Source organism: Undibacterium sp. GrIS 1.8 (assembly GCF_040544445.1).
In the GTDB taxonomy this organism is placed as follows: Bacteria; Pseudomonadota; Gammaproteobacteria; order Burkholderiales; family Burkholderiaceae_D; genus Undibacterium.
On record NZ_JBEONQ010000001.1, the window covers coordinates 112,748 to 137,656 of the forward strand.

Below are 24,909 nucleotides of genomic sequence, written 5' to 3' on the forward strand. Positions count from 1 at the left end.
TCAATTTTTTACAAGCAAGCATTGCGCCAAGCAAGAAAATTAAGCACATAGGCAAAAGAATATACGCTATTTTTTCCGTGTGGCAAGGTTTTTTCTGTAACTCGAATACATCTTTAAACTAGCATTTTTGACAATAAGATCAGAAAGTATTTCCATTTATTTATGTCATTAATGTGTCTTATTTTTAAGCAATTGAACTAATTACAGCGATTGAACAATACTACAAAATTTTCTTCGCTACGATTGATAATTTCTGCTGAAATGCTTGACGATTGATATTGCGCATCATCATTCTGGTATGGCAATTTAGTGCTTGAGTGATAATCTGTAACAAGAGAAAAAGCTACTTATCTGTGTGCCATTCTGTGCCAAATTTGGCAGCTAAGCAACAGTCCTCACAAAATACTTGCCGGAGCAATCATGTCTGACCCCATCCGTTTTTATTACCGCGGCAAACAGCATCACATCATTGATGCATCTCCGACCCAAACTTTGCTGCAATATCTGCGTGAAGATTTGCATTGCACAGGCACCAAAGAAGGTTGCGCCGAAGGTGATTGCGGCGCATGTACAGTAGTGATTGGCGAGCTGACACAAGATCCATCAAAGCAGGATGAATTACAGATGAAGTCAGTCAACGCCTGTCTGCAATTTTTACCGACACTGGATGGCAAAGCGGTTTTCACAGTTGAAGATTTAAAGACCGGCAATCAACTTCATCCGGTACAACAAGCAATGGTGGAATGTCATGGCTCGCAATGCGGCTTCTGCACGCCTGGATTTGTGATGTCCTTGTGGGATTTGTATTTAAAACAGACCGATAGCGACCTTCCGCTGCAACGCAAGCAAATTGACGAGGCCTTGTCCGGCAATCTATGTCGCTGCACGGGCTATCGTCCGATTATTGACGCGGCACATAAAATGTGTGCCCTGCCTAAGCAGTCTAAGCCGGTCTTCAATCAGGCCAATTTAAAGTCGATATTGCGCAGCATGCAACGATCAGATTCGTTAGCCTATACACATCAAGGCCAACGCTTTGATGCACCGCGGACACTAGCAGAGCTGGCTAAGTTACGAGCCGCAAAACCAACTGCCTGCTTGCTAGCAGGTGCTACCGATGTCGGTCTGTGGGTGACCAAGCAATTGCGTGATCTGGGCGACATTATTTATCTCGGACAGGTCGCAGAACTCCATCAACTATCTATCGATGCGGACATGCTGCATATCGGTGCCAGTGTGAGCCTAGATGATGCTTACCGTGCGGTCTGCCAGCATTATCCGCAACTCAATGATTTATGGCAGCGCTTTGCCTCATTGCCTATCCGTCATGTTGGCACATTAGGTGGCAATGTGGCCAACGGCTCGCCGATTGGGGATTCTATGCCCTGGCTGATCGCGCTGGGAGCGCAAGTTGTGCTGCATAGCGTGCATGGTGAACGCACGCTAGCCTTGGAAAATTTTTATCTGGCGTATCAGAAAAAAGATCTGCTTCCGGAAGAAATCGTCGCTGCGGTCAAGATCCCGCTACCGGTACCGGTGGCACTCTCAACATCACAGCAGATTTTCCGCACCTATAAATTAGCAAAACGTTTTGATCAGGATATCTCTGCCGTCTGCGCTGCATTCTCTGCGGAATTGAATGGTGACCAGCTAAGTCAGGTACGAATTGCCTTTGGCGGCATGGCAGCAACGCCAAAGCGCGCAACTCATGCCGAAGCCGCGATGGAAAATCAGCCTTGGAATCAAGCTACAGTAGAAGCCGCTATGTCAGCACTGGCACAAGATTACGCACCGCTGTCCGACATGCGTGCCTCTGCCGCATATCGTATGAAAACAGCGCAAAATTTGCTGCGTCGCTTCTGGCTGGAAACACGCACTGACGCTCCCTTGCCGGTCAATGCGCTGGATGTCTTTGCGGCAAATACGCTGGAAGGAGCGTCAGCATGAAGCACGAAACGCAAATCCCTCCGTGGGCAGAAGTCGGTCAGGCTCATCCACATGAATCGGCGATTTTGCATGTTTGCGGTACCGCAACGTATACCGATGATATTCCCGAATTGCGTGGCACCTTACATGCCGCCCTAGGACTTTCGCAACGAGCCCATGCGAAGCTAATCAGCATCAACTTGGATGCCGTGAAAGCGGCTGAAGGCGTCGTTGCTGTCTATGTCGCCAGCGATTTTCCGGGCACCAATGATTGTGGCCCAATTCTGCATGACGATCCGATTCTGGCAGAGGATGTGGTCGAATATGTAGGTCAACCGATCTTTGTGGTCGTCGCCAGCAGCCATGATCTGGCGCGCAGAGCCGCGCGGAAAGCGCAGATCGTATACGAAGATTTGCCAGCGATTTTGACGCCGCAAGCGGCCAGAGAGGCGCAATCCTTTGTATTGCCACCGATGGCTTTACGCCGCGGTGATGCGCATCAAGCCTTGCTGAGTGCTCCATATAAAGTGCAGGGACAATTACAGGTCGGCGGACAAGAGCAGTTTTATCTGGAAGGTCAGATTGCCTATGCGCTGCCAAAAGAAGATCGGAGCATGCAGGTATATTGCTCCACTCAACATCCGAGCGAAATGCAACATGTGGTAGCACATGCGCTAGCGATTTCTGCGCATCAGGTACAAGTTGAATGTCGCCGCATGGGCGGCGGTTTTGGCGGTAAAGAGTCTCAATCCGCATTGTGGGCCGCCTGCGCTGCTTTGTGTGCCATGCAGTTGCAACGTCCGGTTAAATTGCGCGCTGATCGTGATGACGACATGATGGTGACCGGCAAACGCCACGAGTTTTATTACGAATACGAAGTCGGCTACGATGCACACGGATTAATTCTGGCAGCCAAAATTGAGATGGTCTTGCGTGCGGGTTTCTCTGCTGATTTATCTGGCCCGGTCGCAACCCGCGCTGTCTGCCATTTCGACAATACCTATTATTTGTCGGATGTCGAAATCAAGGCGCTCTGCGGCAAAACTAATACCCAGTCGAATACGGCGTTCCGGGGTTTTGGTGGCCCGCAAGGTGCGTTGGCCATCGAATATGTGATTGATGATATCGCCCGCAATCTGGGCAAAGATGCGCTGGATATTCGTAAGCTCAACTTCTATGGTCGCAACGATACTGAAGGTCGCAATGTAACCCATTACGGACAAAAAATTGTCGATAACATTATTCACGAACTGGTTGCAGAGTTAGAAACGACTAGCGATTATCAACAGCGTCGTGCCGCGGTACAAGCATTCAATCGCTCCAGTCCGATACTCAAAAAAGGACTGGCGCTGACGCCACACAAATTCGGTATCGCCTTCAATGTCACGCATCTCAATCAGGCAGGCGCCTTGGTGCATGTGTACACCGATGGCACCATTCTGGTCAATCACGGCGGTACCGAAATGGGACAAGGCTTACATACCAAAGTAGCGCAAGTGGTGGCACATGAATTGGGTGTACCGCTATCTATGGTCAAAGTCACTGCAACGGACACCAGCAAAATCGCGAATACTTCTGCCACTGCCGCATCAACCGGTGCCGATCTAAACGGCAAAGCCGCACAAGATGCAGCACGCCAGATACGCGCGCGTCTGGCGGTCTTCGCCCTCAGCAAATTTGCTTCGTCGCTAAGCACTGAGCCAGTCCTATTCTCTGCGGGGCAAGTGACTTGCAACGGTACCAGCATTGCTTTTGCCGATCTGGTGCAACAAGCTTATCTGGCGCGGGTCCAATTGTGGTCAGACGGTTTCTACGCGACACCGCATTTGCAATGGGATGGTAAAACCATGACCGGCAATCCCTTCTCTTATTACGCCTACGGTGCTGCGGTGTCTGAAGTCGTGATTGACACCTTGACTGGCGAATGGAAATTGCTACGCGCCGATCTGTTGTACGACGCGGGCAATTCGCTCAATCCGGCCATCGATATCGGTCAGGTAGAAGGAGCATTCATTCAGGGTATGGGCTGGCTGACCACGGAAGAATTATGCTGGGATGCCAAAGGCAAACTGACCACGCATGCGCCGTCAACGTATAAGATTCCGGCGATCTCGGATTGTCCGGAGGATTTTCGCGTGGCGCTGTATAAAAACCAAAATGTGGCTGACAGTATCCATCGTTCCAAAGCTACTGGCGAGCCGCCGTTATTGCTACCGTTCTCTGTATTCTTCGCCATCCGTGATGCCATCGCGAGTGTCGCCGATTACCGGCTCAATCCACCGTTGCAGGCACCAGCGACTAGCGAGGCGATATTGAAGGCGGTAGAGGCGATTAGCTGAGATAAATAGACGTCCAATCATTCTGCGGCTCCCAGCCCGATTTTGGCCTGGAAGGCGCATAATGATTGGACACTCTGTTTAGAAGTTTATAGCAAGCTTTTTCAATCACTAACTAAACAATTAAATGAAGCCTTAAAAACGCATGCCATTCCTGCGTGCCGCTAGCAGAAATCCTGAGGCTTCACTGAATCAACGACCGTCTCTGGATTCCTGCCTGCGCAGGAGCGACGAGCAGACAAATAGTTTTTCACAATTTGTTTTTTCCTTACATTTAGCCTTCAATTGAAACTGACGCCTAAGCTATTGAAACCAATGAATAACAAAGCAACACAGACATAACAAATGACACAGCCAAGTAATCCAACCCAAGCCTACCGCGCCAGTCTGTTGCACTTTACAGATGATCCGCTGCATAACGAGCAAGCCACCCAATGGTATGAGGATGGCTTATTGATCGTCACCGACGGGCGAGTGCAAGCAGCCGGCGATTACGCTGCGCTCAAAGCCAGTTTGCCCGTTGATGTTGAGATACAGCACTTCCCCGGTAAAATCATCACGCCCGGGTTTATCGATAGCCATGTCCATTATCCACAAACCGACATCATCGCCTCGCCCGCACCAGGCTTGTTGCCTTGGCTGGAGCAATACACTTTTCCGGCTGAAAGACGCTTCCAGGATCCGCAACATGCCAGCGATGTCGCGGCGTTTTTTTTGGATGAACTAACGCGTTGCGGCACCACCACGGCGATGGTGTATTGCACGGTACATCCAGAATCCGTCGATGCTTTTTTTGAGCAAAGCCAGGTACGCAATCTGCGCATGATCGCGGGCAAAGTGCTGATGGACAGAAACTGCCCCGACTTCCTGCAAGACACGGCAGAAAGTGGTGCACGTGATACCGAGGCACTGATCAAAAAATGGCATAACAATGGTCGCCAACTCTATGCCATTACCCCACGTTTCGCCCCGACTTCAACACCGGCACAACTGCAACTGGCAGGTGAATTAGCGCAAGTATATCCAGACACCTTTATCCAATCGCACGTGGCAGAAAATAAGGATGAATGCGCCTGGGCCAGATCACTCTTCCCCGAAGCACGCAGCTATCTGGACATCTACGATCGCTTCGGCTTGATGCGTGAGCGCGCCATGTACGGTCACTGCATCTGGCTGGACGACCAAGACCGCGCCCGCATGGCAGCAAGCCAATCTGCGGTAGCACTCTGTCCGACGTCCAATCTGTTTTTGGGTAGCGGTTTATTCGATTTTAAACAAGCCGATGCAGCACGCGTACCACTGGCACTGGCTACGGATGTGGGCGGCGGTACGACGTTTTCTATGCTACAAACCATGAACGAAACCTACAAAGTAGCTCGCATGGGCGGCAGCTATTTATCCGCTACCCGCATGTTTTATCTGGCCACACTGGGCGGTGCGCGCAGCATGCAATTGCAAGGCACCATCGGTAATTTTGCCGCTAATACGGAGGCGGACTTTATCGTCCTCAACCCGCAGGCAACGCCACTACTGGCACGCCGCAGCGTGCAAGCAAATAATCTTGAAGAGTTACTATTTGCAATGGCCTTGTTGGGCGATGATCGCAGCGTGGCGATGACATTTGTAGCTGGGCAGCGGGCTTATGCTGCGGGTTAAAAGTAGCTCAAAATACTAATGCGCTAAGTTATTCCAGAGCAGGTATTCCAGAGCGGATGTTCCAGAGCGAATAACAAAGTCTTAAAAAACTTGAAAATATGGATACTCCCCTATTTTTATAAAAAATATCGCCTATCGTCCAGTTAATATATGGACTACTTGAATATACTAGTTGCGAGTATATTTAAGACATCTTCAATCAATATCCATTTTGGTGTTGAACAGAACATCGGCTAAAAGCACGCTGGGATGATTTAGCTACCTAGTTTGAGGTTGTAACACTCGCCATATCGTCAGTCTTACCGTTACCACAACTCCATTCGCCCCGGCAAAACCGACTCAACGCAAAAGGACTACACTATCTGCTCGCACTTTGAGTAAGCTGAAGTCCGGCATCAACTCAAGTCCAACCAAGTATGCTTTGCCGCTTGTGTTTTCTGCTTTAGTACCAATTTGAATGCTATGAAACCTATGACACCTCTGTCGATTCTCGACCTTTCCCCCATCACCCAAGGGAGCGATGCAGCGCAGTCGTTCCGTAACTCGCTGGATTTGGCGCAGCATGGTGAGCGCTGGGGATTTAAGCGATATTGGCTGGCGGAACATCACGGCATGCCGGGAATTGCCAGCGCGGCGACAGCGGTGTTGATCGGGCATGTGGCGGCGGGTACCTCAACCATTCGTGTCGGCGCGGGCGGGATTATGTTGCCAAATCACTCACCGCTCGTGATTGCGGAACAGTTTGGCACTTTGGAATCATTATTCCCCGGCCGGATTGATTTAGGTCTAGGGCGGGCGCCAGGGTCGGATCAACTGACTGCGCGGGCTTTGCGGCGTAATTTGGGATCGGATGCGGATGAGTTTCCGCAAGATGTGGCGGAGCTGATGGATTATTTTTCTGCTGAACCACGACAAGCGGTGCGAGCGGTACCCGGTACGGGTTTAAAAGTACCAATCTGGATTTTAGGTTCCAGCCTGTTCGGCGCGCAACTGGCAGCGGCGATGGGCTTGCCGTATGCATTTGCGTCCCACTTTGCGCCACAGCAAATGATGCAGGCGGTTGCGCTGTATCGCGCCAACTTCCGTCCGTCTGCGCAATTGGCAAAACCGTATGTCATGCTGGGTTTTAATGTCTTTGCCGCGGACACTGATGAAGAGGCGCAGTTCCGTGCGACCTCGATGAAGCAGGCTTTTATTAATTTGCGTAGCGGTCGTCCTGCCAAGCTGCCGCCACCAATAGAAAACTACAATAAGCTGATCGGTCCGCAAGAACATGCCTTGCTCGATCAAATTCTGTCTTGCTCTGCGATCGGTGCGCCAGACACTGTGGCTCAAGGCATCCGCGATTTTATTGAGCGTACCGGTGCTGATGAGTTGATGATGACCTCACAGATTTTTGATCATCAAGCACGTTTGCGGTCGTATGAAATTGCGGCGAGTGTTTGCGGTTTGAACAAGCTGGATGCGGTGGCCGCTTAATCGAAACAACCAATCAACTTAGCGCGCAGGGAAAGAAAAACTCAGACAAGTTCCCTTAGCGGCAGATACTTGCTGCAAATTGCGAATCGTAAAATGTCCGCCGTGTAGTTCAACGATGGTTTTAATAATCACCGATCCCAATCCCAGAGAAATCTCTGCCTTGCCCGGAGCGACCAGCACACGCTGATCGCGGCGTTGTCCAAAGCTACGTATCACTTGTTCTGACATTCCGTCGCCATCATCTTGCACCGTAATCTCTATGCGATCCGCCTTACGGATGATGTGGGTACGCACACTTGATCTTGCGTAGCGGGCGGCGTTCTCATACACGTTATGAAATAGCCGCGATATCAGATAGGCGTCGCCGATGATGTGATAATCCTGCGCTGTCGTAGATACTGCGGTGGACACTATGCCAGCAACTACAGCAACACCCGCCGGGATGGCTTCCATCTCAAACAAAATAGTGCCGCCACGATTGCGGTTACTGTTTTGGGCATTGCGCATTTCTATCGTAGCCAGTTCAAACAAATCGACGCTGCTGGCTTGTTTGCGATAACGTGGCTCGTCAATATTGGCGATAAAAAACAGGTCGTCAATCAGCTTGGTGAAGTAATCAATCTCACTACTGACAACAGCAAAAAATTCAGCGCGTTCATCCTCACTCATATTCTCGCCATGCACCGAGAGCGTATCGATTGAGGTACGCAAACTGGTCAGCGGCGTACGCAGATCATGACCTAGTTCTTGCAAGAGTTCGCGCCGGGTACGTTCTATGGCTTGCAATTGCGTGACCAGACGCTGAATCTCGTCGGCCATCTGATTAAAGTTCAACATCAGGCCACCCACAGCATCCAGTTTACCCGCTTGAAAACGTGCGCTCAGGTTGCCGGATTCCATTTGCTGTATCACTTGTTTTGCCTCGGATGAGCGACCGCGCAAGTACAGCATGGTCATCAATAGACCCAGCAAAATTGCGCCTATTAGCGTCGTGACAAACAATAAAGACATACTGAAAAACGTGCCCCGTGCGGCACTGCCAGGATTGCGTACCAGAAGGTAAGCGGGTTGGCTGGCACTCAAGCGAATGATCGCCGTAGCAGGGCTGCCAGAAAAAAAGCGACCTCGCGTGATCAGCTCATGCACCTGCACTGGCTTGGCTCGTTGCAGCAATCCAAGCGGTGGGGCCGCATTGGTACTGCTAGCTATAATTTGATTCTCCGCGTTGATGACCCATAGCTCCAGCGGCATAGCAGGTGATTCACTCCGGTAGCGCTGTACTTGTGCAAGAGCATCTTGATATGCCAGACCAGAATTGGATTGCTGCTCTACGATCTGCGCAATAAACAGATAGACGCTACGTTGTACTTCTTCTGTTGGGCGACCTGTGATTTCGCGCAGCACGAGCACATAGCCCGTGCTCAACACGCAGGCGAAAAAAATACTGATACCAAAAAATCGCAACCACAATGATCGGTTCATGCGGACTCCAGTTTGTAGCCAACACCGTAGATCGCGACGATACGCACATCAGACCCGGCATCTTTGAGTTTGCGTCGTAAATGGCTGAGGTGGGAATCAATCGTACGGTCATAAATTGAATGATCGACGTCCCTGTCATTAGCGGCGCTACTCTCCTGAAACTGATCCAGAATCTGCTCGCGAGTGATCGCATCACCGGCTGCACGGACTAGCAGTAAAAGCACTTCAAATTCTTTTTTACCCAAGGCCAGTGCAAGCCCGCTAACGCCAACTGTACGGCGTTGTAAATCCATATTGATATCGCCAAATACCATTACCGCACGATCTTTTTGTCGGGCCTCAGTATGTCTGAGCAGACGGCGCATCCGTGCTGCTAACTCTAATAAGCCACAAGGTTTTCGGATGTAATCATCTGCACCGCCTTCAATACCAGCGACCGCCGTTGCCTCGTCAGTGCGTGCAGAAAGAATCAAAATGGGAATGTCTGACGTGTTGCTGCGAGATTGGGATTGGGACTGAGATTGAGATTGGCTTTGGTTTTGACTTAGGCTGAGACTTTGACTTAGGCTTTGACTCAGACGCAACTGACGACAAAGACTGATGCCATCACCATCAGGCAAACCCACATCCAGCACCAGCAACTCAAACGGTGATGCCGGATATTGAAGTGGACGCTGCGTCAACAAATTGTTTGCCTGAGCAATACTGGACGCCAGCGTTAACTCAAATCCCTCGTAGCGCAAACCCAACATCAGCGTGCGTGCAATTAAGGGATCGTCTTCAACCAGCAGTACTTGGTGCGCAGAAGTCATCGTGAAGTAGCGTAATGAATTAAGTTAATCGAATTAAAAAGCCCAAATGGACAGGACTGACAAAAAATACTCAACAAAGCATCCCACGGCAACAACCCGAACCAAACCATTTTGCCATACCCAACCGAGCCAAAACCGCTTCCACAAAAATTACAGAATTGGTCGCTACAATCCATTTCAAGCTCAAATTTATTCTGCAAATCCGGATCAGTCTGATATCTACTTCACTACCGCAAGGAGAACACCATGCATCCTCTTATTGATACAGCAGCTCGCAACAAATCGAGGCTATTCGGCCTGGTCGCCGCCTTAATATTAAGTGCTTGCGGTGGCGGATCAAGCGATGCACCGACCAGTTCAACCTCCACTGGTGGCACGGGCTCTTCGGGTACTCCGACAATACCAACAACACCCACCCCACCCGTCACGCCAACTACGCCAACTACGCCAACTACGCCCACACCACCTACCGGGCCAAGCGCCAATACCGCTGCGGCCATCGCAGCGGCGCAAAACTCTGCCGCCACTGATCCCTTATGTGCGGTATCCAAACTAGGGGATTTTTATTGGGAAATCGGCAACGCCACAAGCACCACGCCGATTGCGTCCGGCTCCATCGGTACTGGTAGCGTGGTCGCCTCCTCCTACTTCAACATCGCCTCTTCTTCTAAATGGATTTTTGGCGCTTACGTGTTAGAGAAAAAAGGGATCGATGTGGTGCGTAGTACCGCGTCGCTCAGCGATGGTTTGCGATTTTTATCCGGCTATACCGGCCTCAACGATAATGCCTGTGCCGGTACCGCGACTATCAATGCCTGTTTTGTAGCGGGTATGAACGGCAATACCGGCCAGCCCGATCCCACCACCGTCGGCAAATTTGACTACGACAGCGGGCACGACCAAAAGCTGGCAGCAATCGATATGGGACTAGGTAATTTCAGCTCAGCACAATTGACAAGCGAATACCAAAATACTTTGGGGCTGAGCAAAGTATTTAATATGGCACCGCTAGATCCGCTCATGGCAGGCGGCATGATGGGCACGGCAACTGACTACGCCCTGTTTCTGCGCAAAATCATGAATAAGGAATTGGTCATCGGCAGCTACCTTGGTGACAATGCGACCTGCACGCTGCCTTCTAACTGCCCGGGCAAAGTCGCTTATTCACCCGTGGTCGCGCTGCAAGAACCCTGGACTTATTCGTACAACCATTGGGTAGAGTCGCAATACGGTAATGGCACCATCGACGCCTATTCCAGCCCGGGCAAATGGGGTTTCTATCCTTGGATTTCTGGCGACAAAAAATACTACGGCATCATTTCCAGACATGATACTGATCCAACCTCGTTCGCCGTATCGGTACTCTGCGGCCGACAAATTCGTAAAGCATTTTTGGGAGACTTGTAATTTTGATGCTGATGCTGATGCTGACGCTGATGCAAACCTCGCCGCGCCGGGGTACGTGTAATCCCAGTGCGGCGCATTCATTTAAGCTACTGTCAACATACTCCCCTTATTTTTTTACAAATATGTCTTATTGTCCAATGATTATATGGACAATAAAAATATACCTATTACCAGTATATTCACATCTTGTACGAGGTCGATCAAGCTGTTCGAGTCTGGCTTGGCATAAACTCCCAGGTTTTGGGCACGTCTCAGGCGCAAACGCCATGGCAATATGATCCAGCAATTACCGTAGAAATATTCTCCGGCTGTTGAGACGATGCAGACTTTGCGCCACAATGCATCCCGCTGACTCAACAACGCCATCATGCCCAACTCTATGCCACCGATCGTCACTGCCGCAGCCCCCGTATCTTCCACATCTACGCCATCGACATTCAAAAAAATACTTCGCTGGTTTTGGCGTATTACCGGTGGCTTGCTGATGCTGATCATCGTACTACTGACGATCCTGATACTCATCAACCTACGAGATGAGCAACTAACTCCGGCGGCACAGGTCTTATTAAAAGAACCAACTTACCTTGTTCCCGATGCGGAAAGTGGATTCTTCATCTTGAGGGCAATTAACGCAGATGCCAGTCTGGATGCTTTTAGCGTCGGTAAAAAACAGGTGCAAGAAGAAGCCGCACGTTATCTTACAGATCCACCCCACCTCACTCAAAACTATACCCCCGATAACTACAAAACATTACCGGCATCTGTTTGGAATGTACGTCGATGTCAGGAGACGTTACAAAGCTGCGTGGAAGAAGATTTACGTAACAGAAAGAAGGTAACGGAACGAATCAAGGCAAATGATTTGCTCCTACAGCGTTATGCACAAATGCGGGCATTGCCCGGCTTTGAAGAAAGAATTATCCCAGCATTCACTGCCGTAGTTCCTTACTATCCCGCACTTACTCACGCAGCAGAATTGCTGATGACGCAAGCTGCGTTAGATATCGCAGACGGAAATATTGAAAAAGGAATCACCAGATTGCAAGAAAATGACCGTTACATGCGTCTGTTTATGAAAAATAGCAGCACTTTGATTTCGAAGATGATAAGTCTGTCGATGATGCGAAAACAAGCCAGAGTAGTTAGCGAACTGGTCAATAAGTATCCCCAACTGGCGCGAGAGCGCGGCGATATATTTAGTACGTTAGTGCGGTCTGTCCAACCTACCGAAATAAATTTTAAAAGTGCGTTTGTAAACGAAGCTCGCTACGTTAATTTCTATCTAGGTATGGCGAGTAAATATTCCAATTCTGCGATTGGCGCAAATGGTGAAAACAGCAGTAGTGACTTACCATTGATGGACGCCTGTGATTATGTTTGTCAATTATTTTTGCATCCCAATGCAACGATCAATGAACTCTCGGCGTACTGGCAACAACAAATAAACACAGCGAATCAATCGGCATCAACCTATACAAAAATCAGAGCCAATCTGGCAGCTAATCATACGACAGAACTACCTGTCCTAAAGCAACTGCATTATGTCTACAATCCCATCGGAAAAATACTAATTGACCTCACCAAATACACACCCGATCCTTATATCAACTACATGGAAAAAGGTGCCGACACTGACGGCTATTTACGTCTGGTCGGTCTGCAAATCAAACTCCGTCAACAGAATATTGCTGAAACCGCTATCGCTGATTTTGTCGCAAAGGCACCGGAGCCTTTCCGCAGCCCTTACGACAGTTCAGCCATGATCTGGAATGCCAAAGACAGGCAATTGGAATTTATCGGACGGCAAGATGCTTCCAGCAATTTGAATCATGGTAAGCGTTTTATCGTCCCACTTGGCTGATCTATACTGGTCGCGTGTACGGGTTTATTTTTAGTCAGATAAAATCAATAAAAACCAGATACTCCCCCTGTAAATTCCAAAAATATTCTTATAAACCAGTAAACATATGGACAACTAAAAATACATGTTGGGAGTATATTCTTATAGCAAGATTAAAGACTCGGCTTATTCGGATTCCCGCACCCGCAAAAAACTAGCAAACTTTGGTAAACCCGTTGAGGTTATATCGCGGTAACGGTAAGTCACCGTGCTGCCCACCGCTGGCGGATTACGCCTTTGCTCATCACTAAAGCCCGTACCTAGCCAGAAACGCACGCCCTCCGGCGTTTGCACTACCAGCGCACCGAGCATGCCCTGATATTTGCCCTTTCCTGGTTCGTGGCTGACGACGATGGCTTCGGCATCTAGCTGCGGTTTTAGTTTGAGTAATACATCTGATCGTCCGGTCTGCCATAGCGCGTCGGCACGATGGAGCATCAAGCCCTCGCCGCCATCACGCACCACTTGATTGAGTTTTTGTTGTAATGCTACCTGATCAGCGACCCGCACTTGTGGCACCACCTGCAACCAGGCAACGCCCGCTTGCGCTACGCTGGCTTGCAGGCTAGCGTAGCGTTGAGCAAAATCGCCCTCACCGTTTGGCAACTCATACAGCTGATAGCTGATTTTTTTCCACTCAGCGTCAACCGGCTCTTGGCACCGTACCGCGGCAGATAACCGGTCAAAACTATGTCGCTCCATCCATAATTCGCCATCAACTGCATGCTTGGGTAAAGCCGCGATAAACCAGGCAGGTGCGTGGATAGCTTTGCCACTGCGAAAACGTAACTGCTGACCGTCCCACAAGGCGCGTACGCCATCGAGTTTTTCGCTCACCAGATACAGTGTGGGATCAAATTTATCTGAATAATTTTGCGCCAGTAAAATGTCCATCCTGGCGACACCAGAATCGGTACCAGCGGTCGTATGATCTGCAGCTAGCGTCTGCGCAAACGGCTACAAAACACCACTGAGCAGTAATAGTACGAATACCCGGCGTAAGGGCGGTAATTGAGATGGATTCATATTAGCCTAGAGGTAGGATTGATAGATATCGACTAATGTTTAGTCAATGCAAACATCAGCCTAGGTTATTATAAAGTTAATTATTTATCAATACCCTGTTTAATAATTGCAAGACACGGCTAACTACGAAGCGTTTTTTTGAAAGAAATGTAATGCAATCCTTGTTCAGATTGATCACCAAGCCATCAATTCGAAGCTTCATTCTTCAGTTTGGCGCTGCGCTACTGATCGGTTTTATGCTGCGTTTTGTGATCCATTTAACGCCTGTCTGGTGGCTGATGTGGATTGCGCCGGTGCCTTTGTTAGTCATCGCTTTGCGCTCCAATAAGCGGGATACTTTCTGGATAACTGCCGTGGCCGCTTCGGTTGGTCTAAGCAGTAATCTGCACTACTACCAGTTGGTTATGCCAGCGCCAATTGCTGTGCTGGTGCTATTGGCACAAAGCTGGCTTTGGGTATTGGTCATCATGACCACGCGGCGTATTGTGCTGCGCTACCAATCATGGTGGACGGTGCTGGTCTATCCCGTGGTGTGGTGTGCCGTGGATACCTTAATGGCGCATTGTTTGCCCGATGGCAATTGGGGCAGTCTTGCTTATTCGCAGACAGAATTTTTACCGATGCTGCAAGTGACTTCCTTGCTTGGTGTGGCAGGCTTATTGTTTTTGCTGGCATTATTTCCATCCGCCATTGCACTTGCTTTTGTGTATGGCAGACGTTTGCATCATGCGCCTTGGGCATACGGGTTAACGACCTTGCTCTTGATCGCCACTTTTACATATGGCGAATTCCGCTTGCAAGCTCCGTCCGGCAAGCAGCAAGTTGTATTTGGATTGGTCAGTATTGACGATGCCATCGGCCTGCAAGCAAGTGCGACCTATGCCGCGAGCATTTGGCAACAATATGATCGACATGTCGCAACACTGGCAGCACAGGGCGCGACGATTATCGTTTTACCAGAGAAAATCGCGATGCTGACGCCTGCCAACGCAGAACAACTGAAACGCTATTTAAGTTCGCTCGCCAAAGCACACCACGTCTGGATAACAGCAGGCAGTGCGATTGACGACGGATCAAGGCGTAGCAATCTGGCCTGGATGTTTTCACCATTAGGCATACTCACCAATAGCTACCAAAAACATCACCTGGCACCACCAGAACGTTATTACGCCACCGGAGTCGACTATCAGACGAAGGTGATCGACGCTACGTTATACGGCCTCGCTATTTGCAAAGACATGCATTTTGCAAGCCTAGGTCGCGCCTATGCTAAGAGAAACGTTGGCGTCATGTTGGTTCCCGCCTGGGACTTTTACTTTGACCAATGGATCGCGTCCAGAATAACGCTCATCCGCGGTGTAGAAAGTGGTTATATCGTTGTGCGCTCCGCACGTGAGGGCTTATTAACCGTGAGTGATGCCTATGGTCGGGTGCTTGCAGAAAAACCTAGTAGTGGCATGCCTGGGCAAACACTGTTGGTCAAAACAAACATAGCTGCGCGCTTAACTACTTTATATTCGATTATCGGTGATCTGTTTGGCTGGCTCTGCGTGCTCTGCCTGGTAGGTATGGCCGCATGGTCAGTAGCAAGCGCATACCTAAGAGCCTATAAAGCACTGCCTAATAGTAATTTGGGTGATGCATCCATTTAAATCAGTGCTGCGCATTGAGCACAACTAACGTCAAACTGAAGATGAAAATATAGTGACAAATTATTATCTATTTGGTTTGTAAATACAAATTAAAAAATCTGCCGAATCTATATATTTAAGGCCTCTGAATATCTGTCGGTTTTTTTTACACTTATTGCAATTCATAAACTTTAATCGATATAAACCCATGAATTAAAACGATATTTTTATTGGCACTAAATTTGCTTATAAGAATCCGTAGTAAGTATATATTTAAATCTAAGGGAAAATCATAATGTCCATAAAAAAATTCGCAGCAATTCTTTGCTTGCTTGGCAGTGCGGTTGCATCTAATGCCAACGCAGCGTTTTACAACCCGTTCGGTCCACAACAAAATGTAACTATGTCCACAATTTTGGATGGTGGCTGGACTGAATGTTATTCCGCAACAATGAGTACATTTGTCGGCAACAGCGCGCAAAACGTTTTATCTCAATGCAGTGGCGGCTATCTGATGATGGCAGGACGCGCGACTGGTAGTGACGTGTTCCAATTGCTGGCAGAAACAACATTTTCTGATGCTACTTTCAATACTGGCACAGGCACACAAAATGTTCACACATCGAATGGTTCTGACTGGTATTTCGCGTCTAACTGGTCATGGGGTTTCACTGATGTAGGCTCTGGCGTATCGTTAAACGAATGTGACGGGAAATCCGGTGCGGATAGAATGTGTCTGCATACAGTTAATGGTGCAGGCGGCTACAGAATCGGTAACAACACAGGCTTGAACGGTTCAACATCTTTCGAAAAAGTTTTCTTCGTTTCCAACGGTGCTAGCCAAGCTGAGGTACCAGAACCAGCAACGATCGCTATGTTTGGTTTAGGTTTGCTTGGTTTAGCAGCAGTACGCCAACGCAGCACAAAAAAATAACAAGCTGGCTTATTTAGTCAATTTGCTTGATGATGCCGTTTAGTGAAAACTAAACGGCATTTTTCTTTTTGGCTCTCAGAGAATAATTAACGCTGCACTTCGCTCTGCGAGCAATGAATCTGCGCTCTCATCATTCTTTATTGCACTTTTTGACCTCCATGCAAGCCACTCCAATGACAACCATTCCAGACTTTCCAGAACATGCCTGGGTTTCCTTAGAAACACCGCAAGATGTGGAGGCATGGATGGATTTGCAAAATCGTGAATTACAAGAAGCCATAGGAACAATTTCTACCTATTCCACAAGTAGCGGTCAGGGTATTGCCTTACGTTTGGCTTTAGGCGGCGATGTGTTTATTCACACCAACTCAGACGGAGATGTTTTATTGGACGTAACACCAGAAGCTGACTGGGTCATTCCTGTAATCAGCGCGGTGACACAGATCACCACGCCAAGCGGGCAAGTCTGGATTTTGCCAGCACATGTGCTGACGCAACTGGTACTGGGCTTGAATAGTTTGATTGTCTCAAGCTGGCTGGTGCTAGGGCATAAGTTCAGAATGAAATAGCCCCCGGCCTGAGATTAGCAAAGCGAAAAAGGTGTAGTTTTTATAACTGCACCCTTTTGAATTTTTGCTACGTTGTTACTGCATTTCGGCTGCGTTACTATTCTGCTGTTAGCGCACTACGCCATCTTTATCAACTTTAACAATACGTGAATTGCTACTGTCGCTGCTACCATTAGTGGCGTTTTGCTTTACATTCACTTCTGCCACACCAGTACCGCTGGCGCTGATCTTGGCGCGTTCTACTAATAAACTGCTGGCGTTTAAATCACCGCTGCCATGCAATTTGGCGCTGAGCAATTTGCCTTGACCAGATAGTTCTACGCTACCGGTGCCGTCCATTACAATTTCAATCTGCTGTGTTTTTATGTCGCTAGCCTCCAGATCGCCAGAACCGAGTAAGTCTATTTTTAATGTATCCGAAACGCTGTTTGATCGCATATTGCCTGTGCCATGACCAGTGAATTGCGCTTTGTCGGATCGTAAATTACTGGCGTCAAAATCACCCGAGCCGTTGACCACAACATCCAGATCGGTGGTTGTGCCATCTAAGGTCAAGCTACCACTGCCGCCCATACGGACTTTGGTACCAGCGGCTTTTAATCCACGAACTTCCATATCGCCAGAGCCGTTAATTTCGGCCGAGAACTGCTTGATATCGCCAGTAATAGAAACATCGCCGGATCCCCGAATCGTGGTATTAACCGCAGCCATCTTCAGGTTGTTCGCATCCAGATCACCGGAACCATTGGTCTGTGACTGCAATTCTTCTGTGACGGTACCTAGTTTTAAATTGCCAGAGCCATTGATCTGGGCATGTGCTTTAGCGACCTGTAATTGACTTACGTCCATATCACCGCTGCCATTAATATTGGCTTGCAGCTCGCCGACCGTGCCGTTGGCACGTACATCGCCAGAACCATTAATCGCCAATTCTAATTTGTCGCCTTTAAACCGATCTAGAACCAGATCACCGCTACCGTTGACTTTAATGCGGTTAAGTTTGCTCGCGGCGACCTTCACGGTCAGCTGTGTCGGCGTAAAGTTAGTCGATAAATGAATAATCGTTTTACTCTTTGAGCGTATGTATAAAGTATTGCCAGTGACGACGGTTTCAACTTCCTTAACGAGTTTTTCGTTACCGATGATCTCTAAGGCTGGCCCGCCCTCTGCGGTGACGACAACATCATAAGGACCTGTCATATCGATTTCAGTAAATTCAGCGACATCGCGCTTTTCCTGAATGACCGGCCCATTGTTAGCAGCGTTGGTGTTGTCACTAAATTCCACATTGCAGCCACCCAGGGCGAGTAGCAAAATTAAACTTGTGCGCTTTAACATGATGTCTCTTTGGTAGAAAGATGGAAAGATGCCAGCATACGGCAGCTATTTAATAAAAGAAAACTCCTTGAGACAGAATGCGTATGGGCAGGGATAAAATGCCAATCAAGCAGACCTGTGGAAACTCGGTTGATATTATTACCCGGCCAAGCGCCTTCTTCAACAGCAGACTAAACACCGGTACCAGCATCAGCGATGCTACACTTAATGGTATCAACGAATCAAAACTCTGAGAACTTACAACAAGCATTAGATCAATATGCAGGGTCACATTTTGCTCAGATATGTTTTTTTAGAAGTTCCACTTACCCTTATTTAGATGAAATACAAGCTCATACACGGTAAAGAACTTGATGCCGCATTAATTGCACGCTGGCTGCAAATACGAGATGGCTCGACTCAAGATCAAAATTCAAGCCAAAACCAGGCTCAAAGCACCTACCAAAGTCCCTATTATCACCCAACGTTTACACAGATTGCCGCAGGCATCAGGGATGATACGCGGATTGTGGTTTGTGAAGATGCGGGACAAATCGTTGGCGTGCTGCCATTCCATCGTCTATCAAAATATCAGGCGCGCTCCGTCGGCTTGTTCTTAGCCGATTATCAAGGGCCAATCACAGATAACGGTATCCAGCTCTCACCAAAAACGTTATTGCAAGCGATGGGCGTGCGCTATATGGGCTTTGATCACATGCCACAAAGCCGTACGGATTTTACGCCCTATGCCTGGGCACATAGCCGCTCACAAGTGCTAGACCTCAAGGGCGGATTTGAAGTATATGCCGACAGACTGGCCTTGCTGCAAAACGTGAAACAAGCGGGCGTCCTAAAAACCATCAAGCAGATGGAGCGAAAAGTAGCGCGTGAAAAAGGTGAGTTGCGTTTTACCATGCAAAGTACAAGCGACCATGATTTCGCTCAGCTTTTACAAGGTAAATCTGAGCAATTTAATCGCACTTTAGGCGAAGGGCACGATACCTTTGCGATCCCTTGGGTGCGGCAAATGCTGGATTGTCTCCGGGCTCACGTTAGCTCCGATTTCGGCGGACTGCTCTCTACCCTGCATGTCGGTGATGAGCTTGTCGCAGCGCATTTTGGGCTGCGCTCCGGCGGGGTTCTACACTTCTGGTTCCCTTGGTACCGAGTGGATTATGCCGTCTACTCAGTCGGCCTTATCTTGCTAAAAGAGTGTGCCAGCCATGCACAAAGTTTAGGCATTTCAAGCATAGATCTGGGACGCGGCGAACAAGCCTACAAAACCCGGTTTGCGACCAGTAGCGTTGCTTTATGCGAAGGCGCGATTGCCAATCCCGATCTGATACGGAAAGCGCGCATCAGCTACCTGCGTACCCGCTGGGCGGTGCGCGACTCATGGTTGGGACATAAACTCAAAGCGCTTAAAAGCGCCGCTAAAACCAGTAAGCAAAGCGACTAAGATCGCTCAAATGCTGAGTAGGGTGCGTCATACGCACCAACGATGAAAAAACAATGAACTTAGAAAGAAACATTACCATATGAATCGGTGCGCATAGCGTACCCTTGCTGTTGACAAGCTGTAATGCTTAAAGCGTTCACGCACTTGGTCAAATAAACGCGGTTTTACAGGCGTGACGTTTTTGTCCATTTGGTTATACTGTGTATTTAATCAGTATAACCAAATATAGCTAATGCTCATCAGCGTTTCAAGAAATATAGAGCAAGCTTGTTATTTTTCTTCCGTCGGTTATTATTGCAAAATGAAAATCAAATCACGTTATGCATATGATTCGTAGAATTGTCCTGTTCATTTTTTCTCTGACTCTCAGCATCCAGCATGCTAACGCATGCTCATGTGTGAAACGTACCGAAGCTCAGCAGTTCAGAGATGCAAAAGCAGTAGTGGTCGGGGTCGTCCGCGAAACACATTACATCGAAGACCAAAAAGTCTTTGGTGGAGGCTATGTTCGTGCGGTCATTGAAGTGCGAGAAACAATCAAAGGAAAAGTAGTGCGTCGTATGGAGGTAAAAGACGAAATTTCTGAAGGGGGCATGTGCTCTTCTTTCTTGAGTGCTGGCATCGAATTCGTACTTTTCGTAAATGAAGAGCAAGAGGTGGGCATGTGCTCTGGTACGCATCCTTTGGCAGCAACAATATACGATAGACCTGAAAAGCTTAAAGAGCTCCGTAACTTAAAATTAAAGGCGGGTCTGTAGTGCATAACCCATCCATCAAGCGGGACTGTGCTTTCAGCGCAGCCCCTTATCTCATACGTTAAGTTTCAATTTCGCCATGGAAGCAGTCGAGCTAATAAGCGAGATCGAACTCGCATTCACCGATGTCGTGCGACCTGCGACTTCTTTGCGGCAATTTCTTCTGACTGATCGCTATGGCATGTCACGAGAAATTACGAACCGAGAATGGGAGCAAGCTGCAAGAGAAAGAGTCGATTCAAACTGGCAAGACATCCCTGACTCTGAAATTCAAGAATGCGACTGTCTTCTGGCACATATGCAGGCAGAAGATTTTCAGTACTACTTGCCCGCGTACATGCGATACGCGGTCAAACATTTCGACAAGCCGCTTTGGGAAACCGATGTAATCGGGAGCGTCGTGTTTTCATTGAGCCCGAGCACAAAAGACCCAGGTGGCTATGCCTATCAAGTTGCTCAGTTTTCGTCACTTAGCAGTAGCCAGAAGTGCGTTATTGTTCAGTTTCTCTATTTCGTTTCCACCAACGCAGACTATTTGCAACGACCTCATGCAACCAAAGCTCTTGAACAATACTGGAGCCACAGTGTTGGTACTTAACATTTCGCTCGGCGCGGACACGCAGCAGCAGGATGCCGCTGCGCGGCAATTGCTGCGTGCCGGGCAGCTTTGACCATCCTCCTATTGATCGTCTTCGGTGCCCTGCTGTTAGTCACCGCGCTCTCAGCAAGCCTTGCTTTCCTGGCTCCTTGGATTGCCATGGCTATATTGCTCTGGCTTGCCTACATCATTGGTCGTGCGATTGACGGTCGTAACTCTTTTCGCTTCGTCAAATACCTGCTTCCTACTGCCATGGTCGGAGTTCCAGCTCTATGGGGCCTCCTCGCGTACAAAGACTTCGAGCGGCTGTGCAACAGCACACCCACCGGTCTCCAGAAGCACGGTGAGCGTCATCCACAGACCGGGTTTCTTATTGACGATACGAACTTGCGAAACTTCGACGCAAGGAAAACGGTCGGAATAGCAGCGTATCTCTATGATCAAGGCAGTTTGACATACTTTGATCAGGTGTCTGTCGGCGGCTTTGGCGTCAGCCAGAGGGCCATCTTTCGCCAGTCGAAGCAAAGCAATAGCAATGTCGCCGAGCCACCGAGCGAATACGCCTTTCGCGTTGCACCGATTGAATCCGTCCCCAATCGCTGGCACGGGCCCCTATTTCAAGTCACTTACTCTGTCGTATCCGCCACAACTAACCAGTCGGTCCAATCGCAGTCGGAACATGTCTTTGGCGGGGGAATCATTGGAAATTACATGCACGCGCTGCTTGGTGAGCGCGGAGACTACAGTGACAAAGACTTCCAATACCTTAGCTGCGGTTACGCTTCCCGAAGACCCGCTGCTTGGCGGCCACGATTTACTTCCAACGTAAACCGTCAAAACTACGTTCGGGCTGATCTAGAGCTATTGAGTTCAATCCTCCCCTGAGTGCTCAGTAACGGGTGCGCCTAACCCTTCGTTCGAGCGGCGCACTCCGGCAGGCCAGCTTTGGCCTTCATTTCATTCTGGTCCAAAGCCGTCCTGCCTCCGCGCGCCGCTCAACTCAAACGTTGAGGCTATATTTTTAGTCCCTCAACGACAAAAAAATCCACAATAAAGTAAACGTCTTAGCCCACGTCGGCAGAAACTTGGTGTTGCTGTAATGAAAAACTAATACGCTACTCAAGCTCAGGGTAAGGGATAACTGGCAACGCTGGCATTGCCTTTTTTATCCTCTGTTTGCAGCCCAAAAAAATACGTTTTCCTTCGACACATTTTTCATCGTATAACTGATGACGTTGCTGACGTCCAGGCTATGTTGTCAGTGACGTAGGGTGCGTCATACGCACCAATGATGGAATAGCGAACGGCTTAGAAAGTGAATATATTCCGTGAAGCGGTGCGCGGCGTAAACGGACGCAAGCTACGCTTGCTGTTGTTTTACCTCACATTTGTCTCATATCTGCCTACTTTATAAGCAAAAAATTCGCTAATTTCCGCTTATTTAAGCCGAATTTATTGCACTTCAGGATTTAAATGTTGTACGATACTCAGTAGGGTATAAGTATATTTATTGTAATCCCCCAATTTAATTCATCACAGGAGCAACACCATGGCAGATACTCCCCCGCTAAAGATCGTTCAAGGCACAGCATTAACCGACCAACAGAAAAAAGATTTGTTGCATAGACTGGCGCGGGTAGAAGGTCAGTTGCGTGGCATCCAAAAGCTGATCGCCAAAGCCGCTGAGCCTGATGATTGTGATGGTATTGCACAACAAATGTCCGCAGCACGCAAAGCTCTGGATCGCTCTTTCGTGACATTGCTGACTAGCTCGATGCTGACACATTCTGAAAAATCTGCGAGTGTAGAAGAAGCTCATGCCCGTGCAAAATATCTGGCTGCATTCCTGGATAAATTCGCCTAAAAATGTTGGCGGACCCTATCGGTCTGCAACAAAAATTAAGCCGCAATTAAGCAGCAAGAAAATAGCAACACAATAGAAAACGCCACGAGGTTTTAATGATCAATTTTAAATTCCCCGTGGCGTTTTTGCGCGCGGGTTTATGCAGCACAACGCTGGCAGCGTTATCCGTAACAAGCGTCTCCGCCCAGGCACAAACAATCAAAGAAGCGCCCTTACGCGCCCATCTGGGTTTTCTGGCAGACGATTTACTGGAAGGTCGCGGCACCGGCCAGCGCGGTGGCGATCTGGCGGTGCGTTATCTGGAAACCCAAGCCGCAGCCATTGGCTTAAAACCCTTATCCGGCAATGCTTATCGCCAATCCGTCCCCTTAGTCGGTGTCACAGCCCAGCCCACTAGCAGCCTGCAGTTTGAGGTTGGTGGCAAGGTCATGAAAACCGAATTTGGCACGCAAGCGGTGTACGGCACGGGTGGCAACCAAAGCAATATCGCTTTTAACGCACCCGTGGTTTTTGTAGGCTACGGCATCCGCTCAGAAGAAGAACGTTGGAACGACTATAAAAACGTCGATGTCAAAGGCAAATTGCTGATCATGATGGTCAACGATCCGCAACCCACCGCCGAGGAACCAAACCGTTTTGGCGGAAAATCGCTCACTTACTACGGCCGCTGGACATATAAATACGAACAAGCTTTGCGCGAAGGTGCCGCAGGCGTTTTGCTGATCCACACCACGCCATCAGCCTCCTATGGCTGGAGCGTGCCGGTGAATAGTTTTAGTCACGAACGCTTCCATCTGGACGGTGCTGGCAATCCGATTGAAGGCTGGCTGCATGACGATACCGCCAGAGCCTTGTTGAGCGCTGCTGGTCAAGATCTGGATGCCTTACGCGCCAAAGCCGAAAGCCGCGATTTCCAACCGGTCTTCATCAACGCAATAGCGCAAGTTGATTTGAAAACCACTGTGCGTAGGGTCGAACAATTCAACGTTGTCGGCATGGTGCCGGGTACCGATCCCAAGCTGAAAGAAGAAGCCGTGATCTATTCGGCTCACTGGGACCATCTGGGCAAGATCGCCGCCTCCGGCACTGAAAAAGCAGATCACATCTGGAACGGTGCAATTGATAACGCCTCGGGCGCCGCCTCACTGATCGCCATGGCACAAGCCGCGGTTGACCATCCGGCCCGTCGTACTTTGATTTTTTTATGGCCTTGCGCTGAAGAGCAATATTTGCTGGGCAGCGCTGCCTATGTCAAAAACCCACTATGGCCGCTGGCGAAAACTAGTGCTGATTTAAATCTGGACAGTATGAACTTTGTCGGCAAAACACTGGATATCGGCGTGGCTGGCAGCGAGCACAGCAGCCTGAACCAAACCGCCGCCGTGGTTGCCAAAAAAATGGGCATGCATCTGGCACCGCAAGTGCCAGATTTATCAGGAAGTTTTTTCCGCGCAGATCACTTCAACTTCGCCCGTGCTGGCATACCGGCATTCAACGTAGGCTCTGCCGTGTTCTCGGGCGACGGACATTTTGAATTTGAAAAAAATGATCAAGTCTCGAATAGCGTCATGCATAACTTCACCAAACACTACCATCAAGAAACTGACCGCTATGACCCAAACTGGGATTTATCCGGCATGGTGCAGCAGGCGCAATTCACACTGAATCTTGGTTATGCGGTGGCAAACGCAACTGGTATGGCGACCTGGAAAACAGGCGATACGTTTGGAAAAGTAAAACGTTAAGCAGCAATAATAT

General features: G+C 48.9%; 19 protein-coding genes and 1 pseudogene. 15 read left to right on the forward strand and 5 right to left on the reverse strand.

The annotated features are described in order from the left end of the window. Positions 1–420 precede the first annotated feature (420 nt). The 4 genes from xdhA to AAKU64_RS00510 all read left to right on the forward strand — a co-directional run bounded on the left by xdhA (position 421) and on the right by AAKU64_RS00510 (position 7,397). On the forward strand, positions 421–1,947 hold the full coding sequence (xdhA, locus tag AAKU64_RS00495) for a xanthine dehydrogenase small subunit (protein WP_354329223.1): 1,527 nt from the start codon (positions 421–423) through the stop codon (positions 1,945–1,947). After that, positions 1,944–4,265: a xanthine dehydrogenase molybdopterin binding subunit gene (gene xdhB, locus AAKU64_RS00500; protein WP_354360821.1), complete on the forward strand. Its 2,322-nt coding sequence runs from the start codon at positions 1,944–1,946 to the stop codon at positions 4,263–4,265. The genes xdhA and xdhB overlap by 4 nt, the downstream gene beginning before the upstream one ends. A gap of 342 nt (positions 4,266–4,607) precedes the next feature. Beyond that, on the forward strand, positions 4,608–5,918 hold the full coding sequence (guaD, locus tag AAKU64_RS00505; RefSeq protein WP_354360823.1) for a guanine deaminase: 1,311 nt from the start codon (positions 4,608–4,610) through the stop codon (positions 5,916–5,918). A 471-nt stretch (positions 5,919–6,389) separates the two neighbouring features. After that, a complete protein-coding gene (locus AAKU64_RS00510; protein WP_354329360.1) occupies positions 6,390–7,397 on the forward strand; it encodes an LLM class flavin-dependent oxidoreductase in 1,008 nt (335 codons plus the stop codon). An 18-nt stretch (positions 7,398–7,415) separates the two neighbouring features. On the opposite strand, the gene AAKU64_RS00515 is transcribed toward AAKU64_RS00510, so the two are convergent. Together AAKU64_RS00515 and AAKU64_RS00520 are read right to left on the reverse strand one after the other, a co-directional pair. Then, positions 7,416–8,879, reverse strand: a complete 1,464-nt coding sequence (locus tag AAKU64_RS00515; RefSeq protein ID WP_354360825.1) for a HAMP domain-containing sensor histidine kinase — start codon at positions 8,877–8,879, stop codon at positions 7,416–7,418. Beyond that, positions 8,876–9,691 carry a response regulator transcription factor gene (locus tag AAKU64_RS00520; RefSeq protein WP_354329231.1) on the reverse strand — a complete coding sequence of 272 codons (816 nt, stop codon included), beginning with the start codon at positions 9,689–9,691 and terminating at the stop codon, positions 8,876–8,878. Before AAKU64_RS00520 ends, AAKU64_RS00515 begins: the two co-directional genes overlap by 4 nt. A 246-nt stretch (positions 9,692–9,937) precedes the next feature. On the opposite strand from AAKU64_RS00520, the gene AAKU64_RS00525 reads away from it, so the two are divergent. Beyond that, positions 9,938–11,098 (forward strand): hypothetical protein, encoded by a 1,161-nt coding sequence (locus tag AAKU64_RS00525; protein ID WP_354360827.1) that lies wholly within the window; start codon positions 9,938–9,940, stop codon positions 11,096–11,098. Positions 11,099–11,239: 141 nt separating this feature from the next. On the opposite strand, the gene AAKU64_RS00530 is transcribed toward AAKU64_RS00525, so the two are convergent. Continuing rightward, positions 11,240–11,593 (reverse strand): hypothetical protein, encoded by a 354-nt coding sequence (locus AAKU64_RS00530; RefSeq protein ID WP_354329234.1) that lies wholly within the window; start codon positions 11,591–11,593, stop codon positions 11,240–11,242. Here AAKU64_RS00530 and AAKU64_RS00535 point away from each other — a divergent pair. After that, on the forward strand, positions 11,583–12,959 hold the full coding sequence (locus AAKU64_RS00535) for a hypothetical protein (RefSeq protein ID WP_354329235.1): 1,377 nt from the start codon (positions 11,583–11,585) through the stop codon (positions 12,957–12,959). The two genes, AAKU64_RS00530 and AAKU64_RS00535, sit on opposite strands and share 11 nt — an antisense overlap. A 165-nt stretch (positions 12,960–13,124) precedes the next feature. On the opposite strand, the pseudogene AAKU64_RS00540 reads toward AAKU64_RS00535, so the two are convergent. Further along, positions 13,125–13,901, reverse strand: a pseudogene (locus tag AAKU64_RS00540) (DNA ligase); the annotation flags it as partial. A gap of 275 nt (positions 13,902–14,176) precedes the next feature. Between AAKU64_RS00540 and AAKU64_RS00545 the strand changes: the two are divergent. The 3 genes from AAKU64_RS00545 (at position 14,177) to AAKU64_RS00555 (ending at position 17,158) form a co-directional block, all read left to right on the forward strand. Next, positions 14,177–15,676, forward strand: a complete 1,500-nt coding sequence (locus AAKU64_RS00545; RefSeq protein ID WP_354360829.1) for a nitrilase-related carbon-nitrogen hydrolase — start codon at positions 14,177–14,179, stop codon at positions 15,674–15,676. Positions 15,677–15,950: 274 nt separating this feature from the next. Further along, the gene (locus AAKU64_RS00550; protein WP_354360831.1) at positions 15,951–16,589 is read left to right on the forward strand and encodes a PEP-CTERM sorting domain-containing protein; all 639 of its coding nucleotides are present in this window, start codon (positions 15,951–15,953) and stop codon (positions 16,587–16,589) included. A 173-nt stretch (positions 16,590–16,762) separates the two neighbouring features. Continuing rightward, positions 16,763–17,158: a hypothetical protein gene (locus AAKU64_RS00555; protein WP_354360833.1), complete on the forward strand. Its 396-nt coding sequence runs from the start codon at positions 16,763–16,765 to the stop codon at positions 17,156–17,158. Between the two features lie 108 nt (positions 17,159–17,266). Here the strand turns inward: AAKU64_RS00555 and AAKU64_RS00560 are convergent, their stop codons facing one another. Beyond that, positions 17,267–18,496, reverse strand: coding sequence for a GIN domain-containing protein (locus AAKU64_RS00560; RefSeq protein ID WP_354360835.1), 1,230 nt, complete (start codon positions 18,494–18,496; stop codon positions 17,267–17,269). 319 nt (positions 18,497–18,815) lie between these two features. Between AAKU64_RS00560 and AAKU64_RS00565 the strand changes: the two genes are divergently transcribed. From AAKU64_RS00565 to AAKU64_RS00590, 6 genes are all read left to right on the forward strand, one after another. Next, positions 18,816–19,934, forward strand: coding sequence for a GNAT family N-acetyltransferase (locus AAKU64_RS00565; protein ID WP_354360837.1), 1,119 nt, complete (start codon positions 18,816–18,818; stop codon positions 19,932–19,934). A gap of 398 nt (positions 19,935–20,332) precedes the next feature. After that, positions 20,333–20,692, forward strand: coding sequence for a hypothetical protein (locus tag AAKU64_RS00570; protein WP_354329248.1), 360 nt, complete (start codon positions 20,333–20,335; stop codon positions 20,690–20,692). A 76-nt stretch (positions 20,693–20,768) separates the two neighbouring features. Beyond that, a complete protein-coding gene (locus AAKU64_RS00575) occupies positions 20,769–21,287 on the forward strand; it encodes a DUF6714 family protein (protein ID WP_354360839.1) in 519 nt (172 codons plus the stop codon). 69 nt (positions 21,288–21,356) lie between these two features. After that, on the forward strand, positions 21,357–22,172 hold the full coding sequence (locus AAKU64_RS00580; protein ID WP_354329252.1) for a hypothetical protein: 816 nt from the start codon (positions 21,357–21,359) through the stop codon (positions 22,170–22,172). A gap of 664 nt (positions 22,173–22,836) precedes the next feature. After that, positions 22,837–23,151, forward strand: coding sequence for a metal-sensing transcriptional repressor (locus AAKU64_RS00585; RefSeq protein WP_354360841.1), 315 nt, complete (start codon positions 22,837–22,839; stop codon positions 23,149–23,151). Between the two features lie 95 nt (positions 23,152–23,246). After that, positions 23,247–24,896, forward strand: a complete 1,650-nt coding sequence (locus AAKU64_RS00590) for a M28 family peptidase (RefSeq protein ID WP_354329254.1) — start codon at positions 23,247–23,249, stop codon at positions 24,894–24,896. Positions 24,897–24,909 lie beyond the last annotated feature (13 nt).